The organism is Mycobacterium sp. NPDC006124, from assembly GCF_040614235.1.
GTDB lineage: Bacteria > Actinomycetota > Actinomycetes > Mycobacteriales > Mycobacteriaceae > Mycobacterium.
In genome coordinates this window covers 30756-53632 of sequence record NZ_JBEXUA010000021.1, presented here as the reverse complement: position 1 = coordinate 53632, position 22877 = coordinate 30756, and the positions used below count along the sequence as shown (strand labels likewise).

The following is a 22877-nucleotide window of genomic DNA, read 5'->3' as shown; positions in this document are numbered from 1 at the left end:
GAGTGCCGGGCTTCTCGTTGGATCAGGCTGCCGCCTTCTCCCCGCTCGGGGACGTGGTGTCGCCGGTCGCGGGAGCTGCCGTGTCCGCGCCGTTGGTCGTCCCGGTGCCGTTTGGCTCGCCGGCTCCCACCGCGCCGGCGGCTTTGGCATTCTCGGCGGCTTCCTTCGCCTTCGCCGCCGCGGCTCGTGCGGTGGCGTCCTGCTGCTCTTCGGCCTCCTTGGCTTCCTTTGCCTTCTGGGCGTCCGCGTCCGCCTTTAGCTTCGCCTCGGCAGCGGCTTGGGCTTCTGCCTCGGCCTTTGCCTTCGCCTCAGCCTGGGCTTGCGCCTCAGCCTCGGCCTTCGCCGCTGCCTCCGTTGCGGCCTGCGCGTCGGCAGCGGCCTTTGCGTCAGCAGCGGCCTCCAGAACGGCGGCGGCCTTCAGATCAGCTGCAGCCCTTGCGTCGGCCGCGGCCGCCGCGTTGGGGTCGACCGCGTTCCCGCTCGTCGACCCGTTCTGCTCGCTCGAGCCGAGAGGTTGAGTCTCGGTCGCGTCGACGCCAGTGTTCGATGCGGTGGGGTCGACTTTCTCGTCGCCGGTCGTAGCGATCTTCAGCTGAGCTACGTTGCGCGAGGCAAGTGTCGTCGACATGACCGGCGACGACGGGGTCACGGGCGCGAAGGCCGTCGACGGTCCACCGTTGACGGCGTCCCGCACGCCCTGGCCGATGGCTTGGACGAACTTGACCGCGAAGTCGACCGGGTTGAACGTGAGTGGGTTGAACGGGAGGATCGACAGCGGCGTGGGCTTGTCCGGATCTCCACTCCAGTCGTAGCCAAGATCGATGAGCAGCTTCGTCACCGGCGTCAGCAGATTCACCAGCGGTTGCACAAGGGGCTTGAGAGGTGCGGGCACTGCACCCATCACCAGATCGAAGATGGGCAACGACGTCGCCGGGATCATGATGTAGGTGGTCTCGCGGCTACTCCCGTAGCGGCAATTCTCGGGATGACCGGTTGCGCTGCAGTCGAGTTGCGGGAGGAGGGTCCCCTCGTCGGTCGCCGTCGGGGGCGTGTAGCCGTAGGGCAACGTGTCGGTGGGGCCGTTCCCGTTCGGCGACAAGTAGTAACCGTGGACGGTTTCCAGCGCGGCGACTGCGTTCAGCAGGGCAAGCGGATTGCCCCAGTACCTAGGCGCATACGTCACGGGATCGTATTGGAAACCGATTGCGGTGGTGTCGAATCCGTTGTCGGTCTTCATCGCGGGACCGAACGAGATGTCGAGGAAGGGAATGGTTGGCAGGAAGCCCAGTCGCTGCCACAGGCCGCCGTCCGGGTTCTCGATGCCACCGATAGTTACGACGTGTAGCCGGTCCAGAACCGTCTGATCGATCGCTCCTGCGGCCCGCATCGCGGCGATGCGTTGGAGTTCGTTGGACACCACGGCCCCGCCTTGGGAGTAGCCGAACAGCGTGACTTGCTCCGGGCTGTTCTTGTCGAGATAGCGGGTTAGGGCGAGATCCAACGCGTCGGTTCCCTTCCCGACGGAGTCGTTCCACTTGTCGCATCCGTCGGGACCCGAGCGGCACCAACCCGGAAAGATCACCAGAGGAAAGAACGACGCGGGATAGTCGATGCCAAGTGGCGTGCAATTCGCGACGGCGTTGCACGGGGTGTTCAGCGTGTAGCGATCGCGGGCGTTCGCAAGGTAGTCGGCGACGCCGTTCGCGTCCGGGGTGCCCGTCCCAGGAACGAACAGTCCGATTGCACCAAACGCGAACGCCGCGGTGAAGGCGGATGCGACCGCAAGTCCCACCGTGGCGATCAGCGTGACGACGGCAACCGCCATTGAACGAGCAATTCTTCGCATCTGTTGACCTCCACTCACCGCGCCTTCGAGTCGCGGGTGCCGACCCTCGAGAATGCTCGCACAGAGGCGGCGTGAAGATGGTTCATTCGACGTCCGCGTCAGCAATGCCCGGGTCGGACGTCGTGAGTGACGGCGACCGAGCGGTCTCCTCGCAGACAAACCTCGGCTGTCGGCCGTCGCTCGAGGGCCCATGGCGATACGAAGCGTCAAAAAGACAGCTGAGCTCAGTTCACCGGCACAACCAAGATCGGCCGCGGATCCTTTGCGCCCGGCCCGTCGAAGTGCCACCACTCCCCCGCGTACGGGGACAGTCCACCAGCCTGCATCGCCGCACGCAGTAGCGCCCGATTGGCCTGCTGCTCGGCGGTGAGCCCATCGGTGGCGTAGGCCATGCTCTTCGGCGTGAAGTCGTCGAACCCCGTGCCCATGTCCAGCAGCCACCCGTAGTGCCCGTCGGCGACGGTCACGTCGACGGACCGCCCCGCCTCGTGGCTGCGCGCATAGTCACTCGGGCGCGCCACCCAATTGGGGTTCGGCACCTCCTGGAACATCCGCACCTGCACGTCGTGCGGGCGGTAGCAGTCCCAGAACACCAACCGCTTGCCCTGTGCCCGAAGCTGATTCGCCGCCGTCGCCAAGCCGTCGGCCAACGACTGGTGCACCAGGCACCGCGCGTCCGGCGGGTAGAGCGCCACGCCGGTGAAGTTGTCGGCCGTCGCGTACCGCAGGTCGATCGTCGCGTCGGGCACCACCGTGCGCACGTCGACCAGGCCCGCCGCCTGCGCCTGCGGGGACACCGGCGGCGGTTCGGCGGCCGCGGGCTCGACGTTGATCATGGCGGCGCACATTACGCCGACGACGGCGGCTAGCCACCTCCTGGGCACGGTCACCGTACGAGTCTGCAGTGCCGGCCCACCCGGACGCAGGGATACTGGTTGGGACGCCGCGTCGCCGACGTGCGGCATGACGCCATCCGAGGGGGAAGCCTGAGCACCGCACGTCGCGTCGCTGCCACCTGCCTGGGCGTCGGTCTCCTCCTCGTGGCCGCGGCGTCCTTCGCGGTGCGCTTCACCCCGATCCCCAGCCATCCCGTCCTCTACCTGGTGATCGCCGCGCCATACCTGATGTTCGCCGCCCCCGTGGCCGTCGTGGTGCTGGCGTGGGGCCGGCGATGGGCGCTCACCGCCCTGGCCGCTCTGCTGACCGCCGCGCTGGTGGCGGTGCAGGTGCCCTGGTTCCTCGGCGCCGCCCCCGATCCGGCCTCGGTCGCCGTCCGGACCATGACGGTCAACCTGCTCTACGGTCTCGCCGATCCGGATGCCCTCGCCCGCGCCGCCGCCCGGGACGCCGACGTCCTGATGGTTCAGGAGCTGACGCCGGATGCGGCCCGCGGACTGGCCGATGCCGGCATTCGCGACACCTTCCCGTACCAGTCCCCCGACGCGCGACCGGGGGCGGCGGGCGTCGGCATCTACAGTCGGCATCCCATCACGCTCTCGACGCGCATCCCGGGCTACCAGCTCGCGATGGTCAGCGCGAAGATTCGGATCCCCCGCGTCTCCCGCGACGTCTCGCTGCTCACCGTCCATCTCGACGCCCCCTGGCCCCGGCCGATCAGCGGCTGGCAGGGCGACATCGCGAAGTTCCCGGGCACGCTGGCCCAGATGGCCGCCGAAGCCGGTGACGGCGCGGCGATCGTCGGAGGCGACTTCAACTCCACGATCGACATGCTGCCGTATCGCCGATTGCTCACCAACGGCTATCAGGACGCCACCGCGCAGTCCGGCTCGGGCCGCAACTTCACCTACCCCGCGAACAAGCCGTACCCGCCGGTGCTCGGCATCGACCACGTGTTGACTCGCAACGCCACCGCCGTCTCCACCGCGACGGAGAAGATTCCTGGCACCGACCACCGCGCGCTGCTGGTCACGGTGATGGTGCCAACCGGATAGCGCACTCGTTCAGAGGAAGCCCAGGTCGGTGCGCCCGGCGCCTACCGACGGCACGGGGTCGGCGCCCACGGCGTGCACCAGCAGCGTGTGGTAGACGTCGCGAAAGTCGTTGGTGGTCTTGAGGTCTCCGTCGTCGAGGTCGGTCAGGCTGGGCTCGTCACCGTAGAAGCCGCCCTTGACCGGGGCACCGGCGACGAAGACCGGGCCAGCCGTGCCGTGGTCGGTGCCCTGCGAGGCGTTGGCCGCCACCCGACGACCAAACTCCGAATACGCCATCACCACCACGTCCTTGCCGTGCGGGTCGGCGGCCATCTCGGCCAGGAACGGCGTCAGCGCTTCGTCGAGGGTCTGCAACTGCCGCTGCTGGGTGCCGCGCTCGTCGGCGTGGGTGTCGAACCCGCCGAGCTGCACCATGTAGACGCGCGTGGGCACGCCCGCCTTGACGCACTTGGCGACCATGCCGAGTTGCTCGGTCAGCGAGTTGCGCTGTGCGGCCTTCTCGGACTCGACCGCCCCGAACGTCTTGTCGGCCGTCTGCGTCGCCCGGTAGGCCGTCCGCACCATCGACATGGCCGGGGTGTCCTTCGGGTCGTCGAACCCCAGCGCCGTCATCGTCGCGTCGAACCGAGTCGGCGCCAGACCCGACGGTGACAGCGCCGCCGCGGTGGCCTTCGCACCCACGGCCATCGGGGGCAGCACTCCGCCGACGTTGACCGCACGCAACGGGTCGTCGCCGGTGGCGTCCAGCCACCGGCCGATCCAGCCCGTCGACACCGGCTCGGTCGGTGAGGCGGTCTGCCAGATGTCCATCGACCGGAAGTGGCTGTGGTCGGGCTTGGGGTAGCTCACGCCGCGCACGATCGCGAGCGTGCCGTCACCCCACGCCTTGGCCATGCCCGTCATGGCCGGGTTCAGGCCCAGGTGGTCGTCGAGATGCAGCACCTGTTCGGGCGCGTAGGCCAGCTCGGGACGCTTGTCGTGATAAGCGTTGTCCGCGTATGGAATCAGGGTGTTGAGCCCGTCATTGCCGCCGTAGAGCGTGACGAGGACGAGGATGCCACTTCCGTCGGCGAGCGGACGGTCGTGGGCCGCCCTCTGCAGTTCCGGCCACCCGATGGCGGCGGCGCCCGACAGCAGGCCGGCGGTGCCGATGCTGGCGATGAGGAAGGTGCGGCGGTTGAGTTCAGGCATCTCGAGTCTCGTCAGGAGGTCAGGTATTCGGGGGTGTTGACCGCCGCGGCGAGCAGGTGCGGCGGATTCTTCGCCAGCGGTGTCAGCGCCTTGGCGGACTGGTCGGTCCAGGAACCCACCCCGATGAGGTAGCCCGTAGCGTCGAGGCGGTCACCGAGCGGCGCCTGGTCGACGGTGGACAGGTCGGCCGACCTCGCGAGCTCGGCCGCGGTGCGCAGCCGTACTCCGGCGGTCGCCGTGGAAAGCCACGGCTGCCCGTGCGGCCAGCCGCCGACGTCGGGTGGGTAGAAGGGCTGCTGCCCCAAGCTCTTCAGTGCAGTGGCGACGGTCTTGGCATGCCGGCCGGAGTCGACGGGCACCGTCAGCGACCGCACGACCCCGACGAGCCACTCGACGGGCGTGTTGACCACCGTGTTGGTGCTGCCGAGGAATTCGGGGTCGGTGAGGATCGCCTTGGTCACCGCGCTCAGGTCGCGGCGCGAGCCGTACGCGGCGACCGCGCGGTCCAGCGCCGCCGGCGACGGCCCCGCGTCGGCGGCCAGCTGCTGCCACAGCCGCCCGACGACGTACTTCGCCGAATTGGGTTGCGCCAGAACGATGTCGCAGTAGTCGGCAGCGCCCAGGTCGCCCGTCACACCCAGCAGCGTCTTCTCCGCGCCGTCGTGGCGCTTGGCGACGAGTTGGGTGTCGCCACCGTGGATCACCCAGCCCGTCAACGCCCGGGCACCCTCGCGGACGTCGTCTTCGGTGTAACCATTTCCGTGACCGAGGGCGAAGAGCTCCATGAATTCCCGGGAGAGGTTCTCGTTGGCCGCCTTGGCCGTGTTGCTCTGCCCGTCGAGCCAGCGCAACATCGCCGCATCGGTCAGCATCGCGTAGGCCAAGGTGCGGAAGTCGCCTCGATTCAACGTGCGAAGCTTCTGGTTCTGCGCCGCCATGAACGACGCGATGCGCACCTTGGTCGCCGAGGTGGCGAAGTGGTTGTGCCACAACAGGGTCAGCTTCTCGTGCAGCGGCTCCCGGACCGCGACCATGCGGTTGACCCACCACGCCGCCAGGGCCGCCGAGTCCTCGCTGAGCTGACGGTTGTATGCCGTGCGCACGGTCTGGCTGGCGTTCTTGCCCGGCGGTGCCGGCGGCGAGAGCCGAGGCATCGGAGTGGCCAGGGCGCCGGGATCCTGATCCGGATCCGCCGCCAGGGCTGCGTCGAGATGAGCGGAGAGATCCTGGCCGGTCAGCGCGTCGATCTGCGGACCAGTGGCCCCGAATCCCGCGCGGCGCAGCACGCGGGCCGTGGTGATCCACTGCGGTGACTGCATGCCACCACTATCGGCACCTCAGCTGACAATTCGCCCCGCACAGCTGGGGAATGCACTGCAGACCGTGCAACGCAGAACTCCCCGGCACCGCAAGGGTGCCGGGGAGTTCGCGTGCGATTGCCTATGCCTCCGACCTGATGGTCGGCTGCGGCCTTGGGCCTACGCCTCCGCGAAGCCGCGGGTGATGGCCGGATCCACCTGGATGCCGGGGCCGGTCGTGGTCGAGACGGTGACCTTCTTCAGGTACCGGCCCTTCGACGACGACGGCTTGGCCCGCATGATCTCGTCGATCGCGGCGCCGTAGTTCTCGGCGAGGGACTTCTCGTCGAACGACGCCTTGCCGATGACGAAGTGCAGGTTGGCCTGCTTGTCGACGCGGAAGTTGATCTTGCCGCCCTTGATGTCCTGCACGGCCTTGGCCACGTCGGGGGTCACGGTGCCGGTCTTCGGGTTGGGCATCAGGCCACGCGGTCCGAGGACACGGGCGATCTTGCCAACCTTGGCCATCTGGTCGGGCGTCGCGATGGCGGCGTCGAAGTCCAGGAACCCGCCCTGGATGCGCTCGATCAGGTCGTCGCTGCCCACCTCGTCGGCACCGGCGGCCACGGCAGCCTCGGCCTTGTCGCCGACCGCGAACACGATGACGCGGGCGGTCTTGCCCGTGCCGTGCGGCAGGTTGACGGTGCCACGCACCATCTGGTCGGCCTTGCGGGGGTCGACGCCGAGGCGGATCGCGACCTCGACGGTGGCGTCCTGCTTCTTCGACGACGTCTCCTTGGCCAGCTTGGCGGCCTCCAGCGGCGTGTACAGATTGTCGCGGTCGACCTTCTCGGCGGCCTCGCGGTATGCCTTGCTCGTCTTGCTCATTCGTCTTCCAATCACATGCGTTGGGTCGTGGTTTCCACGGGCCGAAGCGGGCCCTCCCACGTCTAGCTGGGGTACTGCCTAGGAGACCGTGATGCCCATCGAACGGGCGGTGCCGGCGATGATCTTCGCCGCGGCGTCGATGTCGTTGGCGTTGAGGTCTTCCTTCTTCTGCTCCGCGATCTCGCGGATCTGATCCCAGGTCACCTTGGCGACCTTGGTCTTGTGCGGCTCGCCGGAGCCCTTCTGCACGCCGGCAGCCTTGAGCAGCAGTTTGGCGGCGGGCGGGGTCTTCAGCACGAACGTGAAGCTGCGGTCTTCGTAGACCGTGATCTCCACGGGGATGACGTTGCCACGCTGGGATTCCGTCGCGGCGTTGTACGCCTTGCAGAACTCCATGATGTTGACGCCGTGCTGACCGAGCGCGGGGCCGATGGGCGGGGCGGGGTTGGCCGCACCAGCCTGGACCTGCAGCTTGATCAGCCCGGTGACCTTCTTCTTCTTCGGGGGCATGACGTGTTCTTTCTGTTCTCGTTGTTCTTAGATCTTGGAGACCTGGGTGAAGGCCAACTCGACGGGCGTCTCGCGACCGAAGATCGACACCAGCACCTTGAGCTTCTGCTGCTCGGCGTTGACCTCGCTGATCGACGCGGGCAGCGTGGCGAACGGACCGTCCATGACGGTGACCGACTCGCCGACCTCGAAGTCGACCAGGATGGTCGGCCGCTCGAGACCACCGGACTCCGCGGCCGCCGTGGACCCGCCCGAGGTGGACTTGGCGGGCTTCTTCGCCGCGCCCTGCGGAAGCAGGAACTTGACCACGTCGTCGAGCGTCAGGGCCGACGGCTTGGACGTCGCACCGACGAAGCCGGTGACACCCGGGGTGTTGCGCACCGCGCTCCACGACTCGTCGGTCAGATCCATGCGCACCAGGATGTAACCGGGCAGCACCTTGCGGTTGACCTGCTTGCGCTGGCCGTTCTTGATCTCGGTGACCTCTTCGGTCGGCACTTCGACCTGGAAGATGTAGTCGCCGACGTCGAGGTTCTGCACGCGCGTCTCGAGGTTGGCCTTCACCTTGTTCTCGTAGCCCGCGTAGGAGTGGATGACGTACCAGTTGCCCGGCTTGGACCGCAGGTCCTTCTTCAGCGCCACGGCGGGGTCGACGTCCTCGTCGGGTTCCGCGTCCTCCGCCGGGGCCTCCTCGGCGGCAGGTGCGTCGTCGACCTCGTCCTCGACGTCCGGGATCTCGGCGACGGCCTCGGCGGTCGACGACTCCAACGACTCCGCCGTCCGGCTGGCGATCACCGTGGTGGGATCGGCGTCCTCGATGCGTGCGTCGGACACAGCCGATGCCGAAGGCGTGTCGCCCTCGAAGGAAGTCACGTGTCAGTCCTCTCTAAATTCTTTCGCTCGCGTACGTGGCGGCTTCGTCAGCCGAAGACCAACGTCACGAGTTTGGCCAGGCCCAGGTCGACGCCGCCGATCAGCGAGACCATGAACGCCAAGAACACCAGCACCACGGTCGTGTAGCTGATCATCTGCTTGCGGTTGGGCCAGATCACCTTGCGGAGCTCGGCCACGACCTGCTTCAGGAAGTTCAGGACGTAGAGGAACGGATTTCGCGACGGGCCCGACTGCTTCTTGTCCGTCTTCGGCTTCTTGGCGTCACCGTTCTTGGTGTCGTCCGAGTCCGTCTTCGTGGCCGGCGCGTCACCGGCGGCGGTCCCGGTGACCTCACGACGGGTGCGCTTGCCGGTCGGACGCTGCGGGCGAGTGGCCACGGCAGTCCGGCTGCGGGTGCCGGCCGTGCCGGAGTCGACGGCATCGTCGGTTGCGTCCACGGCGTCGACCCGAGAGTCGACGTCGGAATCGATGTCGTCGACTGGTGAGTCGGCACCGTTGCGATCGTCGCTCACCGCATGCCTTTCGTCGGTTTCCTCGGTGGTCACCTTCCAGTGTCCACACTCTTCAATTCAGTGGAGCAGGGGCGACAGGACTTGAACCTGCAACCTGCGGTTTTGGAGACCGCTGCTCTGCCAGTTGAGCTACGCCCCTTCATAGACGGAACTGTTGGCAGCACCATCTGCGTTTCGGGGTTTCACACAATTTACGCGCTCCCCGATCGGCCGATCAGTAACCGACGGACAGCGCGCAGAATTGGGAAGAACCCCGAGGACCGAGTGTACAACGGCCCTGTTGCGAGTTACTAATCCGCGTGGGCGGTCCGGACGACCTGGCCGCTCTCCGCGTCCCACTGGACCTGAATCGAATTGTCGCCCTCGTGGCCCATCAGCGTGGTGAACGCCTCCAGCACGACGTCGCCGTTCGCGTCGACGCACACGCTGCGGGTGACCACGATGTCGGCACCGAACCGCTCGACGACCGACTGGATCTCCAGCGACGCCGTCAGCGTCGTGCCGACCACCAGCGGCTTGTGGAAGACGAACTTCTGGTCGACCTGGACGATCTGCATGGTCGTCATCCCGACGTCGACCTTGCGGAAGAAGTCCTGCTGAACCAGCAGCGCCAGGATCGACGGAAAGGTCGGCGAGGCGACGATGTCGTCGTGGCCGAGTTCGGCGGCGGCGGCCTCGTCGAAGGACGCCGGGTCGTCTGCCTTGATGGCGCGGGCGAACTGACGCACTTGTTCGCGACCGATGGTGAAGCTCTCGGGATAGTGGTGCACCATCCCACGGACGTCGGCTTTGAGTGGCACCTCTACGCCAGCTTCGCGGTCGCGGTCGCGCGACCGAAGATCTTCTTGCCGCCCGTGGTGGCCGACAGGGCGATGACGACCGACTTGGCCTCCGGGTCGACCGACTTCACGCGTCCGTTGAAGACGATCTCGGCGCCGACGCCGTCGTTGGGCACGGGGACCACGGCGGTGAAGCGCACGTTGTACTCGGTCACCGCGGCCGGGTCGCCGATCCAGGAGGTGACGTAGCCGCCGCCGAGGCCCATGGTCAGCATGCCGTGCGCGATGGCGGTGTCGAGGCCGACCTGCTTGGCGATGTCGTCGTCCCAGTGGATCGGGTTGAGGTCACCGGACACACCGGCGTAGTTGACCAGGTCCATCCGCGTCAGGGGAATGACACGCTCCGGAAGCTCGTCACCAACCTTGACCGAGCTGAACTCACGTAGCGCCATTGGAAAAGCCCTCTCCACTCTCGTCTGCACGTCCCGCCAGGGTCGTGTAGGTCTCCTGCACGACCTCACCCGAGCCGTTGCTGATGATGGTCTTCAACACGATGATGTCGGTGCCGTGGGCCCGCCGATACGAATGTGCGTACACGTCGCTGTACAGCCGGTCGCCCACCTTGGTGGGCAGCAGGAACTTGAATTCCTGGTCGACCTGGACGATCTGCGCGTCGGTGATCCCGATGCCGGCATTCTCGAAGAAGGCCAGCTGAGCGGTGTATCCGAACACCGAGGTGAACGTCAGAGGTGCCAGCAGCGTGTCGTATCCGAGTTCCGACGCAACGGCCTCGTGGTGGTACACCGCGTCGTCGTTCTTGATCGCGCCGGCGTACTCACGGACCTTCTCGCGACCGACTTCGTAGAAATCGGGATGACGGTAGTGCTTCCCGACGATCTCTGGAGACAGCGGCACGTATTGATTTCCTTGTCGGTCAACCTCGGGCCAATGGCCCGGGAGTCGTCCTTAGCGCGATTCCTTGTGCGGACGGTGCGTGCCGCAGTTGGGGCAGAACTTCTTGATCTCGAGGCGATCGGGATCGTTGCGCCGGTTCTTCTTGGTGATGTAGTTGCGGTGCTTGCACACCTCGCACGCCAAGGTGATCTTGGGCCGTACGTCTGTACTCGAGGCCACGTCAGTCGTCCTTCTTCATTCACTTGCGTTGTCTTGTAGCGGTGGGGGGGCTCGATCCCCCGACCTCACGATTATGAGTCGTGCGCTCTAACCAGCTGAGCTACACCGCCATGGGCACCACCCGGGCCCCCTAACGGAATCGAACCGTTGACCTCTTCCTTACCATGGAAGCGCTCTACCGACTGAGCTAAGGGGGCAACTGCCCGCGGCGGTGAAGATTCCGCGCCGTCGGACTTAGAGAGGGTACAACCCGGGTGCTGGCGTGACCAAACCGCAGCTTGTCGGGGCCAATTCGGCCGGCGATTCGACATGACGAGCCGATGGGGAAATAGGCTGACCCGATGACCTCCCCCGGCGCCGATCGCCTCTACTTCAGGCAGCTGCTGTCCGGCACCGACTTCGCCGTCAACGACGCGATCGCCCAGCAGATGCGCAACTTCGCCTACCTCGTCGGCGACCGCGAGACCGGTGACTGCCTCGTCGTCGACCCGGCCTATGCGGCCAACGACCTGCTCGACACCCTCGAGTCCGACGGCATGCACCTGTCCGGCGTGCTCGTCACCCACCACCATCCCGATCACGTCGGCGGGTCGATGATGGGCTTCGAACTCAAGGGCCTGGCCGAACTCCTCGAGCGGGTGAGCGTCCCCGTCCACGTCAACACCCACGAGGCGGACTGGGTGTCGCGGATCACGGGCATCCCCCTGAGCGACCTGTCCGCCCACGACCACGGCGACAAGGTGGCGGCGGGAGCCGTCGAGATCGAGCTGCTGCACACCCCCGGCCACACCCCGGGCAGCCAGTGCTTCCTGCTCGACGGCCGACTCGTCGCCGGCGACACGCTGTTCCTGGAGGGATGCGGTCGCACCGACTTCCCGGGCGGCAACGTCGACGACATGTACCGCAGCCTGCAGGCGTTGTCACAGCTGCCCGGCGACCCGACCGTCTACCCGGGGCACTGGTACTCGACCAAACCGAGTGCCTCGCTGTCGGAGGTGCGCGACACCAACTACGTCTACCGGGCCGGCAGCCTGGACCAGTGGCGCACCGCGATGGGCGGCTGAGCCCCCCTTCGAAGTGGCGCGACGGCCCACCACCTGCGCTAGGTTCGGTGCGCAGCGCCACCGGGGCGCCGGATGGGGAGACGCCTGCGATGACGACACCACCGACACCGGCCAACTGGTATCCCGACCCCGACGACGCCACCCGCCTGCGGTACTGGGACGGCTGGACGTGGACCGAGCATCGGGCGCCGGCACCGGGGGCGGCAGACGTCCCGGCCGAGCCCGAGACCACCGCCGAGGACGTTCAGCAACAACCCGTCCAGCCCTACGACACGCACCCGCCGAGCGCCGTACCGCCCGCCATCGACGACGACGTGTCGTGGAACCCACCGCTGCCGTCGTGGGATTCGCTCTCGACCGAGCCGAAGACCGACGCCGAACCCGCCGAGGTCGAGGCGGCCCCGCCACCGGAGGACTCAACGCCGGCGGCCTTCGCGCCCCCACCGGCGGGACCGCCGCCCGGGTACTACCCGCCGCCTCCCCCGCCCAGCGGCGGAACGTCGAATCCGAAGCTCGTGATCGGCATCGTGGCCGGGGTCGCAGTGCTGCTCGTCGTGATCGCCGTCGTCGTCGCCCTCGTCGTGATGCGCACCGACAAGCCCACCGCAGCCTCGGGGCCGACGACGTCGTCCTCGACGTCCACCTCGACGTCGGCGTCGTCACCCTCCAGTTCGCCGAGCGCTGCCGCACCCACCGAATCCCTGACACCGCCGCCACCCGGCGCCGAGGGCAACGACGGCGACTACGCCTTCGCGATCGCGGGCACCGAGACCGGTGACACCATCACCTCGACGGTCAGCGACTCCGTGCAGTCCGCCGCCGACGGCATGTACTACGTCGTCTACCTCAACGTCACCAACACCGGCGCGGCGCCGCTGACCTTCGTGGCGACATTTCAGCAACTCAACGCCGCGGGCCAGACGTTTCCCCTCGACGACGAGGCGACCGCATTCCTCGGCGGCACCGTCGCCGAGATCGGTCCGGGCGAGCAAAAGCAGACCCCCTGGTCTACGACGTGCCCGTGGGCACCGAGCCCGGCACCATCGTGTTGCACGCCGATCCCTCGACTCCCGGCGTCGAGCTGCCCCTGAGTTAGTCCTCGAGGCGCAACGGCATCGAGCGGGCCAACAAGCCACACAATGAACTCGGCCTCGCCACCTTTGGGGGGGTGGTGGCGAGGCCGAATCATTCTGAGCCCGGGGGGCGGCTCGTCCTGAAATATAGGTCGCGGGTCTGTGCGCAGCCCATGGCGATGCTGTGCGAAGGCTAAGAGTTCCTAGGTGCGAGCGGAAATTGGCGGATAGTTCAGCAACGCGAATTCAGGCTCGGAGCACAGGGCACTCACACCGAGCCGGACATCTTCGGCGTCGCGGTCGTGACGGCAGGGGCAGCCGACCAGCGCATCCGACCGTGATGCACTCAGCAATGCCGTCCGCGCCGGGGGGCAATTCGCAGCCAGGGACTCGCAGCCGATGACACCTGACCGAGGGTAAGCGAATTCTACTGTGATGCTTTATTTTTCGACAACGTAGGCAGTGTGGCTCCACGGATCGTCCGGTTCCCCACGCACGGGCAAGGGATCACCAGCCCCTCGGGCAAAGGGCCTTTCCGGCCGTTCGCGACATGTGGCCAACCTGCCAATTGGCTAACAACCATGCCTGCTGAGGTTTACGCCATCGTCAAGGACGCACTAGGGTCTCTGGCAAATGCAGGTCGACGAGGCAGGCGCGTATGGACTGGATCAACGAACGGCTCGAGCATCTGAGCAACCTTGGATCCGGCGGTTGGCTGGCGATTGCCGCCTGGGCGGCGTTGGCCCTGGGGATCGTGGTGCTGTTTTGGGCAAACCGCCAGCTCAAGCGTAGCCGGGAGCTCAAGACCGAACAGGTGCGTCCGCAGGTCTCCATGTACATGGAACCGCACGCCTCGGACTGGCACGTCATCGAACTGGTGGTGCGCAACTTCGGCCAGACGGCCGCCCACGACATCCGGCTGGACTTCGTCCACCATCCGACCGTCGCCGCCTACGAGGACGCCCAGCTCGACGCCCCACCCGAGGTGGCCGAACTGGACCTGCCCGGCGAGTTGCCGTACCTCGCGCCTGGGCAAGAATGGCGCACGGTGTGGGATTCGGCGATCAGCCGCGCAGAACTCGGGGGGTCGATTCAGGACCGGTTCGACGGCTCGCTGACGTACTCCGACAAGCCCCGGGCCGCCGCCCGAACGAGGAAGTCCAAGGGCCAGCCCTATGAGACGAAGTTCCGCTTGGACTGGGGCACGCTGCAACCGGTGCAGCGCATCGAGTTGATGACCACCCACGATCTGGCCAAGCGCGAGAAGCAGAAGCTCGAACTGCTCCGCAGCGTGCTGTCCTACTTCCACTATGCGTCCAAGGAAACTCAGACCGACGTGTTCCGCGCAGAGATCGACCGGATGAACAAGGCGGTGGCCGAGGTTCAGGACCGCTGGCGGACGCGTCAGTTCGACGAGACCACCGAACTGGACTTCCCCTGGATCCAGAACGGGACGGCTGGGCGTCATTCCGCGCCGACCCGCTAAGTACCATCGGGCGCATGACAAGCACCGTTGCCTACGCGCAGGCCGAGTCCGTCGCCAGGATCACGCTCGACGACGGCAAGGTCAACGTGCTGTCCCCGACGATGCAGCAGAACCTGAACGAAGCACTCGACCGCGCTGAGGCGGCCGCCGCCGAGGGCGAGGTCAAGGCGTTGGTCCTCGCCGGCAACTCGCGGGTGTTCAGCGCGGGGTTCGACCTCAGCGTGTTCAACTCCGGGGACGCCGCCGCGGCACTAGGCATGCTCTCCGGCGGATTCGAGCTGTCGATCCGGTTGCTGAGCTTCCCGGTGCCGGTGATCATGGCCGCGACCGGTCCGGCCATCGCGATGGGGTCGTTCCTGATGCTCAGCGGCGATCACCGGGTTGGTTCGCCCAGCTCGCGATGCCAGGCCAACGAGGTCGCGATCGGCATGGTGCTGCCAATCTCGGCCATCGAGATCATGCGAAACCGGTTGACCCGCTCGGCATTTCAGCGCGCAGTCTCGATGGCAGCGGTGTTCGTCGGTGACGAGGCCGTCCGTGCCGGCTGGCTCGACGAGATGGTCGAGGACGGCAACGTGCTGGCGCGCGCCCACGACGTCGCCGCCGAGGCCGCCGCGGGGCTCAACGCCAAGGCGCACCGAGCCAGCAAGCTCAAGGCCCGCATGGACGCGATCACCGCGATCCGGGCGGGCATCGACGGACTGCCCGACGAATTCACCCGCAGCTAGCCTCCGGCGGCCAGCCACGTCTGCGCCCGGCGAGCAGTCACCAGCTCGGCCTCGGCAGCAAGACCGAGCGTCGCATAGGCCTGCCGGAGCCGAGGCAATGCCGCGGCCACCTGCTCGGCCTGGGCGACGTCGTCGTCGGCAGCCGCAGCGGTGAACCCCTGGTGGGCCGCGCGCGCCTCGGGGACCGCCGACAGTCCGGCGTCGTCATCCGGGGGCGCCTGCACCGTCCGAATCAGTGCGGTCAGCGCCTGGCGGGCTCGGTGCGCCGCCGACCGGGCGACCCGCAGTGCTGCGGCGGCGTCCTTCTCCGCGGCCAGCGCCGCCCGCGCCCGCACCACCCATTCGTCGTCCAGGGTGCTCGCGGCGCACACGGGGCAAGGTTGCGTTCCGTGCCGGTCGTGGAACTCCAGGCTGGTTTCGAGGAACTGGATGCGGTCGGCGGCGAGGCTGTCCGCGACGCGTTCCGCCTCGGCCTGTGCGGCGGCCGCCGAACGCAGTGCCGTGCAGGCAGTTTCGACGTCCTCGGTCCGGGGTGCGGACGCGGCGGCCACGCGGTGTCCGTCGAGCGCCTCCACCGCGCGGTCGACCTGACGAATCACCTCGGCTGACGGTGCGTCGGGCGGGAGGTCGCGGCACGCGGCGGCCATGGCCCGCCGCGCGGAGTCGTCGAGTTCGTCGTCGGCACGGCGCAGGATCTGGACCCACTGGTCTCGGCGCTGGTTGTCGGCCATCGTGTTGGACCCTAGTGACGATCTCGGCCCCGTCACCACAGGGGGGGAGGTGTGACGGGGCCGAGTCATCGGTGAAGCTTGGGGGGAAGCTTCGACGACAACGGTATGCGCCCTTCCTGGATGTTCCCTGAGAGCGAGCGGCCAGCACGGTAGGAATTCCGGACCTCCCTGTCGGCGGTGCCCCCTAGGCTGACGTCCAATGTCGCTTCACCTGCACCGTGCCGAGCGGACCGACCTCCTGGCCGACGGTCTGGGCGCTCTCCTGGGCCACCCGCTCGACGACCCGTTCAAGATGGAGTTGGTGCTGGTGCCCGCCCGCGGGGTCGAACGGTGGCTGAGCCAGCGCCTGTCCCACGTCCTCGGCCGCGCCGCGGGCACCGACGGCGTCTGCGCGGGGATCGAGTTCAGGAACCCGCATTCGCTGATCGCCGAGATCACCGGCACCGCCGAGCGGGATCCGTGGTCTCCGGACGCCATGGTCTGGCCGCTGCTCGAGGTGATCGACGAAAGCCTCGACGAGCCGTGGTGCCGGCCGCTGGCCGCCCACCTTGGCCACTTCGCCACCGGCGAGGAGCGGGAGCTGCGGCAGGGCCGGCGCTACTCGGTGGCCCGCCGGCTCGCGGGACTCTTCGCCTCCTACGCCAGGCAGCGGCCACGGCTTCTCGCCGAGTGGCGCGACGGCATCGTCGACCTCGACCCCGACCTCGAGTGGCAACCTCCGCTGTGGCAGGCCCTCGTCAGCCGCGTCGACGCCGACCCTCCCCACGTGCGCCACCGCGAAACCGTTGCGCGCCTGCGTGCCTCGCAGTCCGACCTGCCGCCGCGCCTGTCGCTGTTCGGCCACACCCGGCTGCCGGTCACCGAGATCGAACTCCTCGCCGCGTTGTCCACCCACCACGACGTACACCTGTGGTTGCCGCATCCCAGCGACCACCTGTGGCGCGCGCTGGCCGGTACCCGTGGCCCCGTGCCCCGCCGCGACGACACCAGCCACCGCGCCGTGCACCACCCTCTGCTCGCCACCCTCGGCAGGGATCTGCGTGAGCTGCAGCTCGTGCTGCCCGCCGAGTTGCCGACCGACGAGTATCTGCAAGGCCGGGACCACCCCGCGACGCTGCTGGGGTGGCTGCAGTCCGACATCGCCGCCAATGCCGTTCGACCGTCCGGCCGGACGGTCGCCGCCGACGACCGATCCGTGCAGGTGCACGCCTGCCACGGCCAGGCCCGTCAGGTCGACGTGCTGCGCGAGGTGCTGCTGGGTCTGCTCGTCGATGATCCGACCCTGGAGCCGCGCGACATCCTGGTGATGTGCCCCGACGTCGAGGCCTACGCCCCCTTGATCAACGCCGACTTCGGCCTCGGCGACGTCCTGCGCGGCGCGCACCCGGCCCATCAACTCCGGATGCGGCTCGCGGACCGCTCACTGGTGCAGACCAATCCGCTGCTGGGCGTGGCATCGCAACTGCTGGCGCTGGCCGGCAGTCGGGTCACCGCCAGCGAGGTGCTCGACCTGGCCCAGTCCGCGCCGGTGCGGGCACGTTTCGGCTTCACCGACGACGCTCTCGAGGACGTCACCCGCTGGGTCCGCCAGGCGAACGTCCGGTGGGGGTTCGACCAGGAGCACCGCCAGCCCTACGGCGTCGACTTCGTCCACAACACATGGCGTTTCGGCGTCGACAGGGTGCTCGCAGGGGTGGCCATGTCCGACGACGCCCATGCCTGGGTCGGCGCCACCCTGCCGCTGGACGACGTCGACGGCAACCGCGTGGAACTGGCCGGTCGACTCGCCGAGTTCGTCGACCGGTTGCAGCGCACCGTCGAGACGCTCACCGGCGACCATCCGCTGGAGCATTGGCTGGGGGCACTCGCCGCGGGCATCGAGATGATGACGCGGGTCGACGACGCCGACGCCTGGCAGGTCAGTCAGATGCAACGCGAATTCGGTGAGGTGCTACGCGATTCCGGCGCCCGCCGGACCACGGTGCTGCGCTTGCCCGACGTCAAGGCGCTGCTGGCGCGTCACCTCGCGGGACGTCCGACTCGCGCCAACTTCCGCACCGGCACCCTGACGGTGTGCACCATGGTGCCCATGCGGTCGGTGCCGCACCGGGTGGTCTGCCTGGTCGGCCTCGACGACGGCACGTTCCCTCGGCAGGGAATCGTCGACGGGGACGACGTGCTGGCCCGCAATCCGCTGACCGGTGAGCGCGACACCAGATCCGAGGACCGGCAGCTGTTGCTCGACGCGATCGGCGCGGCCACCGAGAAGTTGGTGGTCACCTACACCGGCGCCAACGCCAACTCCGGCCAACCTCGGCCGCCGGCGGTGCCGCTGGCCGAGCTGCTCGACGCCGTGGACGCGACCACGCCGCATCCCGTTCGCGAGCGGGTCGTGGTCCATCATCCGTTGCAGCCCTTCGATATTCGCAACGTCATGCCCGGCAGGTTGGTGCCCGACGTGCCGTTCACCTTCGACGCGACGGTGCTCAAGGCCGCCCGGGCGAGTACCGGCGAGCGGTCCGAGCAGCCGCCGTTCGTGTCCGGTCCGCTGCCCGCCCGGCCGCACGACGACGTCGCGCTGGCCGATCTGGTCACCTTCTTCAAGGATCCCGTGAAGGGGTTCTTCCGCGCCCTCGAATACACCCTGCCGTGGGACGTCGACGGCGTCTCCGACGAGATCTCGGTCGACATCGACGCCCTGGAGCAGTGGGCGGTCGGCGACCGCATGCTGACCGACATGATGCGCGGCATGAGCCCGGACGACGCGCGTCAGGCCGAGTGGCGCCGCGGCACCCTGCCGCCGGGGCAACTCGGGTGGCGCAAGGCCGGAGAACTGCGCGAGCAGGCGACCATGCTCGCGTCGACGGCCCTGGGGCATCGGAAGGCCGGCCTCGACACCGTCGGGGAGGCCTTCGACGTGGACGTCGACCTGGGCGCGGGACGACGGTTGACGGGCACGGTGTCGCCGGTGTTCGACGACCGTCTGGTCTCGGTCACCTACTCCAAGCTCGACGGCAAGCATCTGCTGGCCTCCTGGATTCCGTTGTTGGCGTTGTTCGCTGCGCATCCAGAGCGGGACTGGTCGGCGGTCTGCATCGGTCGGGCCCGCCGCTCGAGCCGACCGATTGAGCGTGCGCTCGCACGACCGGACCAGCCGGCGACCGACCTCCTCGGCGATCTCGTGGCGATCTACGACGCCGGGCGTCTCGAGCCGCTACCCCTGCCCGTCAAGACGTCCTATGCGTGGGCGGCCGCCCGGCACGAGGGCGGTGACCCCGAACGTGAGGCGTCCTTCCGGTGGCGGTCGGGCAACTACCCCGGCGAGGACCAGGACCCGGCACAGGTCCGGGCGTGGGGAGCCAACGCCTGGCTGTCCCGGCTCATGGCACCGCTGCGGCCGGGTGAGGAGGTCGACGGGGAGACCCATCGCCTCGGTGCCTACTCGGCGCGGCTGTGGCTGCCGATGCTTCGCGCCGAAGTTGGCATCTGATGGACCGCTTCGACCTCACCGGGCAGCTGCCCGCCACCGCCTCCACCACGGTGCTGGAGGCCAGCGCCGGCACCGGCAAGACGTTCGCCCTCGCCGGGTTGGTCACGCGCTACGTCGCCGAGGGCGTGGCCACGCTCGACCAGATGCTGCTGATCACCTTCGGCCGGGCCGCCAGCCAGGAGTTGCGCGACCGGGTTCGCCGTCAAATCACTGAGTCCGCAACGGCATTCGACGACCCGTCGACCGTCGGCGACAACGAACTGGTCGCCCATCTGCTGAGGGGCACCGACGCCGAGCGCGAGGACCGCAGGCAGCGGCTGCGGGACGCGCTGGCCGACTTCGACGCCGCAACGATCGCCACCACCCACCAGTTCTGCCAACTGGTACTCAAGTCGCTCGGTGTCGCCGGCGATTCGGACTCCCGGGTGACGCTGGTGGAGAGCCTGACCGATCTCGTCACCGAGGTCGTCGACGACCTCTACCTGGCGCACTTCGGTCAGCAGCGTGACGACCCCGCCCTGAGTTATCCCGATGCCCTCAAGCTGGCGCGCGAGGTCGTGAACAACCCGGCAACCGAGCTTCGCCCGCTCGACCCGGCACCGGAATCGCGGGCCGCGGTGTGCGTCACCTTCGCCACACACGTCGTGGCCGAACTGGAGACGCGCAAGCGCAGGCAGGGCATCCTCGGCTACGACGATCTGCTGACCCGGCTGGCAGCGGCTCTGGACGCGGAGGACTCCCCCGCGAGGATTCGCATGCACCGGCGGTGGCCCATCGTGATGGTCGACGAATTCCAGGACACCGACCCCGTGCAGTGGCAGGTGATCGACCGCGCGTTCAGCGGCCGGTCGACGGTCATCCTCATCGGCGACCCGAAGCAGGCCATCTACGCCTTCCGCGGTGGCGACATCGTCACCTATCTCAGCGCCGCCGAGACCGCGGGTGCCAAGAAGACCCTCGGCGTCAACTGGCGTAGCGACGGCGCCCTGGTCAAGAGGTTGCAGGCCGTGCTCGGAGGTGCCCAACTCGGGGACCCCGCGATCGTGGTCCACGACGTCGAGGCCGCCAACCGGGGGTGCCGGCTGCTCGGCGCACCGAACGACGAACCGTTCCGCCTCCGCGTCGTCAACCGAACGACGTTCGGGCGCCGCGGAACTCAGAACGTCTCGATCAACGACCTGCGCCAGCACATCGGCCGGGACCTCGCCAACGACGTCGGCGCCTTGCTTGCGAGCGGCGCGACGTTCGACGGCCGACCGGTGCAGGCCGGCGACGTCGCCGTCATCGTCGAGACCCACAAGGACGCCCGGGTGTGCCAGCAGGCCTTGGGCCGCGCCGGGATCCCGGCGGTCTACACCGGCGACTCGGACATCTTCGCCTCGCAGGCCGCCGACGACTGGCTGTCGCTGCTGGAGGCGTTCGACCAACCACACCGCGCCGGCCTGGTGCGCGCGGCCGCGGCGACGATGTTCTTCGGCAAGACCGCCGAGGATCTGGTGCGCGGCGGCGACGACCTGACAGACGAGATCGCGGAGACGCTGCGGGAGTGGGCCGGTCACGCCCGCGAACGCGGCGTCGCGGCGATCCTCGAGGCCGCCCAACTCAACGGCATGCTCGAGCGCGTGCTGGGGTGGCGCGACGGCGAGCGACACATGACCGACCTGGCACACATGACGCAACTGCTGCAGGACGTGGCGCATCGCGAGCACCACTCGCTGCCGGCCCTGCGGGACTGGTTGCGCACCGAGCGCGACGACCGCGGCGGGGCAGGCGAACGCAACCGTCGGCTCGACAGCGACGCGGCCGCCGTGCAGATCATGACGGTGTGGGTCAGCAAGGGGTTGCAGTACCCCATCGTGTACCTGCCGTTCGCGTTCAACCGCTGGGTGCCCGAGCGCGACCTGATCCTGTTCCACGACGGGCCCATTCGTTGCCTGCACGTCGGCGGCAAGGACAGCCCCGACTACCGCGAGGTGGAACGGCTCGGCCGCGAGGAGGCCGCCGGTGACGACAGCCGCCTGACCTACGTGGCGATGACACGGGCGCAGTCCCAGGTCGTCGCGTGGTGGGCGCCGGCCAACGACGAGCCCAACGGTGGATTGTCCCGACTGTTGCGCGGCCGCCAGCCCGGCCAGCCCGTGGTGCCCAACCGCTGCGTGCCCGGCAAGATCACCGACGACGCCGCACTCGCACTGCTGCGCGAGTGGGAGACCGTCGGCGGCCCGGTGCTGGAGGAATCGGTGCTCACCCCGGCGCCGCGGCCGCCCACCGATCCACCGCCGACGGGTTTGAACGCCAGGCACTTTCACCGTTCCATCGACACCACGTGGCGTCGCACGTCGTACTCGGGCTTGATCCGCGCAGCCGAGACATCGGGTGTCAGCAGCGAACCGGAGGTCGTCGCCCTCGACGACGAGGTGGGCGACCTTCCGCTGCTGAAGCCGCCGACGGGGCCTGCGGTGCCGTCACCGATGGCCGACCTGCCGAAGGGCGCGACGTTCGGCACCCTCGTGCACGCGGTCCTCGAGACCGCCGACCCGTTCGCCGCCGACCTGGCCACCGAACTCGAGGCGCGGATCGTGGAGCACTCGGTGTGGTGGCCGGTCGACGTTCCCCCGGCCGACCTCGCCGCTGCGTTGGTGCCCATGCACGACACACCGCTCGGTCCACTGGCCGGCGATCTCACCCTGCGCCAGATTGGTATGCCAGACCGCCTGCGAGAGTTGGACTTCGAGTTCCCACTGGCCGGTGGTGACCTGCGTGCCACGGCGCCGCGGATCACGCTTTGCGACGTCGGGCGGCTGGTCGCCGAGCACCTGCCCCCGGGAGATCCGCTGGCGAGTTACGCCGAGCGGCTGACCGGCGATGCTCTGGGCCGCCAGACGTTGCGCGGGTACCTCAACGGATCGGTGGACGCGGTGCTGCGCATCCCCTCGGGCAATGGTCACCGCTATGTGGTCGTCGACTACAAGTCGAACTGGCTGGGTGACGGGGACGGTGCGCTGACGTCGGCGGACTACGAGCGCGAACGCCTCGTCGAGGCGATGCTGCACTCGGACTATCCGCTGCAGGCGCTGCTGTACAGCGTGGTGCTGCACAGGTTCCTGCGGTGGCGGCTACCGGGATACGTGCCGGAGGAACACCTCGGCGGGGTGCTGTACCTGTTCGTCCGGGGCATGTGCGGCGCCGACACCCCGGTGCTCGACGGGCATCCGGCGGGGGTCTTCGACTGGCAGCCACCGGCGGCACTCGTGGTGGCCATGTCCGCGCTGCTCGACGCGGGGACGGTGAGCTCGTGACC

20 protein-coding genes and 3 tRNA genes are annotated in these 22877 nt (G+C 68.4%); 7 read left to right on the top strand and 16 right to left on the bottom strand.

Annotation, left to right across the window (positions count from 1 at the left end):
* Positions 1 to 22 precede the first annotated feature (22 nt).
* Positions 23 to 1825 carry a PE-PPE domain-containing protein gene (locus ABZ195_RS26845; protein WP_355222932.1) on the bottom strand — a complete coding sequence of 601 codons (1803 nt, stop codon included), beginning with the start codon at positions 1823 to 1825 and terminating at the stop codon, positions 23 to 25.
* A gap of 245 nt (positions 1826 to 2070) precedes the next feature.
* On the bottom strand, positions 2071 to 2694 hold the full coding sequence (locus ABZ195_RS26840) for a M15 family metallopeptidase (protein WP_355222944.1): 624 nt from the start codon (positions 2692 to 2694) through the stop codon (positions 2071 to 2073).
* An 87-nt stretch (positions 2695 to 2781) separates the two neighbouring features.
* Here ABZ195_RS26840 and ABZ195_RS26835 point away from each other — a divergent pair, with 87 nt between their 5' ends.
* Entirely contained in the window at positions 2782 to 3798 is a 1017-nt protein-coding gene (locus ABZ195_RS26835; protein WP_355222931.1) for an endonuclease/exonuclease/phosphatase family protein, read from the top strand.
* Between the two features lie 9 nt (positions 3799 to 3807).
* On the opposite strand, the gene ABZ195_RS26830 is transcribed toward ABZ195_RS26835, so the two are convergent.
* From ABZ195_RS26830 to ABZ195_RS26770, 13 genes are all read right to left on the bottom strand, one after another.
* Positions 3808 to 4989: a DUF1501 domain-containing protein gene (locus tag ABZ195_RS26830; protein WP_355222930.1), complete on the bottom strand. Its 1182-nt coding sequence runs from the start codon at positions 4987 to 4989 to the stop codon at positions 3808 to 3810.
* Between the two features lie 11 nt (positions 4990 to 5000).
* Positions 5001 to 6308 (bottom strand): DUF1800 domain-containing protein, encoded by a 1308-nt coding sequence (locus ABZ195_RS26825; RefSeq protein ID WP_355222929.1) that lies wholly within the window; start codon positions 6306 to 6308, stop codon positions 5001 to 5003.
* Positions 6309 to 6467: 159 nt separating this feature from the next.
* Positions 6468 to 7175 carry a 50S ribosomal protein L1 gene (gene rplA, locus ABZ195_RS26820; RefSeq protein ID WP_355222928.1) on the bottom strand — a complete coding sequence of 236 codons (708 nt, stop codon included), beginning with the start codon at positions 7173 to 7175 and terminating at the stop codon, positions 6468 to 6470.
* A gap of 78 nt (positions 7176 to 7253) precedes the next feature.
* Positions 7254 to 7685: a 50S ribosomal protein L11 gene (gene rplK, locus ABZ195_RS26815; RefSeq protein WP_263996250.1), complete on the bottom strand. Its 432-nt coding sequence runs from the start codon at positions 7683 to 7685 to the stop codon at positions 7254 to 7256.
* A 27-nt stretch (positions 7686 to 7712) separates the two neighbouring features.
* Entirely contained in the window at positions 7713 to 8420 is a 708-nt protein-coding gene (nusG, locus tag ABZ195_RS26810) for a transcription termination/antitermination protein NusG (protein WP_355222943.1), read from the bottom strand.
* 185 nt (positions 8421 to 8605) lie between these two features.
* Positions 8606 to 9091 (bottom strand): preprotein translocase subunit SecE, encoded by a 486-nt coding sequence (secE, locus tag ABZ195_RS26805; protein ID WP_355222942.1) that lies wholly within the window; start codon positions 9089 to 9091, stop codon positions 8606 to 8608.
* A 66-nt stretch (positions 9092 to 9157) separates the two neighbouring features.
* A tRNA-Trp gene (locus ABZ195_RS26800) sits at positions 9158 to 9230 on the bottom strand.
* Between the two features lie 151 nt (positions 9231 to 9381).
* Complete coding sequence (gene hadC, locus ABZ195_RS26795; RefSeq protein ID WP_355222927.1) at positions 9382 to 9891, bottom strand: (3R)-hydroxyacyl-ACP dehydratase subunit HadC; 510 nt, start codon at positions 9889 to 9891, stop codon at positions 9382 to 9384.
* A gap of 2 nt (positions 9892 to 9893) precedes the next feature.
* Entirely contained in the window at positions 9894 to 10322 is a 429-nt protein-coding gene (gene hadB / locus ABZ195_RS26790; protein ID WP_263996247.1) for a (3R)-hydroxyacyl-ACP dehydratase subunit HadB, read from the bottom strand.
* On the bottom strand, positions 10309 to 10785 hold the full coding sequence (hadA, locus tag ABZ195_RS26785) for a (3R)-hydroxyacyl-ACP dehydratase subunit HadA (protein ID WP_355222926.1): 477 nt from the start codon (positions 10783 to 10785) through the stop codon (positions 10309 to 10311). Before hadA ends, hadB begins: the two co-directional genes overlap by 14 nt.
* A gap of 51 nt (positions 10786 to 10836) precedes the next feature.
* Positions 10837 to 11004 carry a 50S ribosomal protein L33 gene (gene rpmG, locus ABZ195_RS26780; protein WP_056550495.1) on the bottom strand — a complete coding sequence of 56 codons (168 nt, stop codon included), beginning with the start codon at positions 11002 to 11004 and terminating at the stop codon, positions 10837 to 10839.
* Positions 11005 to 11040: 36 nt separating this feature from the next.
* A tRNA-Met gene (locus tag ABZ195_RS26775) sits at positions 11041 to 11114 on the bottom strand.
* A 14-nt stretch (positions 11115 to 11128) separates the two neighbouring features.
* Positions 11129 to 11201 (bottom strand) — tRNA-Thr (locus ABZ195_RS26770).
* Between the two features lie 144 nt (positions 11202 to 11345).
* Between ABZ195_RS26770 and ABZ195_RS26765 the strand changes: the two genes are divergently transcribed.
* The 4 genes from ABZ195_RS26765 to ABZ195_RS26750 all read left to right on the top strand — a co-directional run bounded on the left by ABZ195_RS26765 (position 11346) and on the right by ABZ195_RS26750 (position 15355).
* A complete protein-coding gene (locus ABZ195_RS26765; protein WP_355222925.1) occupies positions 11346 to 12068 on the top strand; it encodes an MBL fold metallo-hydrolase in 723 nt (240 codons plus the stop codon).
* Positions 12069 to 12157: 89 nt separating this feature from the next.
* Positions 12158 to 13159 carry a DUF2510 domain-containing protein gene (locus tag ABZ195_RS26760; protein ID WP_355222924.1) on the top strand — a complete coding sequence of 334 codons (1002 nt, stop codon included), beginning with the start codon at positions 12158 to 12160 and terminating at the stop codon, positions 13157 to 13159.
* 640 nt (positions 13160 to 13799) lie between these two features.
* Positions 13800 to 14627: a hypothetical protein gene (locus ABZ195_RS26755; RefSeq protein WP_355222923.1), complete on the top strand. Its 828-nt coding sequence runs from the start codon at positions 13800 to 13802 to the stop codon at positions 14625 to 14627.
* Positions 14628 to 14641: 14 nt separating this feature from the next.
* Positions 14642 to 15355, top strand: coding sequence for a crotonase/enoyl-CoA hydratase family protein (locus tag ABZ195_RS26750; protein ID WP_355222922.1), 714 nt, complete (start codon positions 14642 to 14644; stop codon positions 15353 to 15355).
* Here the strand turns inward: ABZ195_RS26750 and ABZ195_RS26745 are convergent.
* Entirely contained in the window at positions 15352 to 16086 is a 735-nt protein-coding gene (locus ABZ195_RS26745) for a hypothetical protein (protein WP_355222921.1), read from the bottom strand. The two genes, ABZ195_RS26750 and ABZ195_RS26745, sit on opposite strands and share 4 nt — an antisense overlap.
* A 199-nt stretch (positions 16087 to 16285) precedes the next feature.
* Here ABZ195_RS26745 and recC point away from each other — a divergent pair, with 199 nt between their 5' ends.
* Together recC and recB are read left to right on the top strand one after the other, a co-directional pair.
* Complete coding sequence (gene recC, locus ABZ195_RS26740; protein ID WP_355222920.1) at positions 16286 to 19576, top strand: exodeoxyribonuclease V subunit gamma; 3291 nt, start codon at positions 16286 to 16288, stop codon at positions 19574 to 19576.
* Positions 19576 to 22875 carry an exodeoxyribonuclease V subunit beta gene (gene recB / locus ABZ195_RS26735; RefSeq protein WP_355222919.1) on the top strand — a complete coding sequence of 1100 codons (3300 nt, stop codon included), beginning with the start codon at positions 19576 to 19578 and terminating at the stop codon, positions 22873 to 22875. Before recC ends, recB begins: the two co-directional genes overlap by 1 nt.
* Positions 22876 to 22877 lie beyond the last annotated feature (2 nt).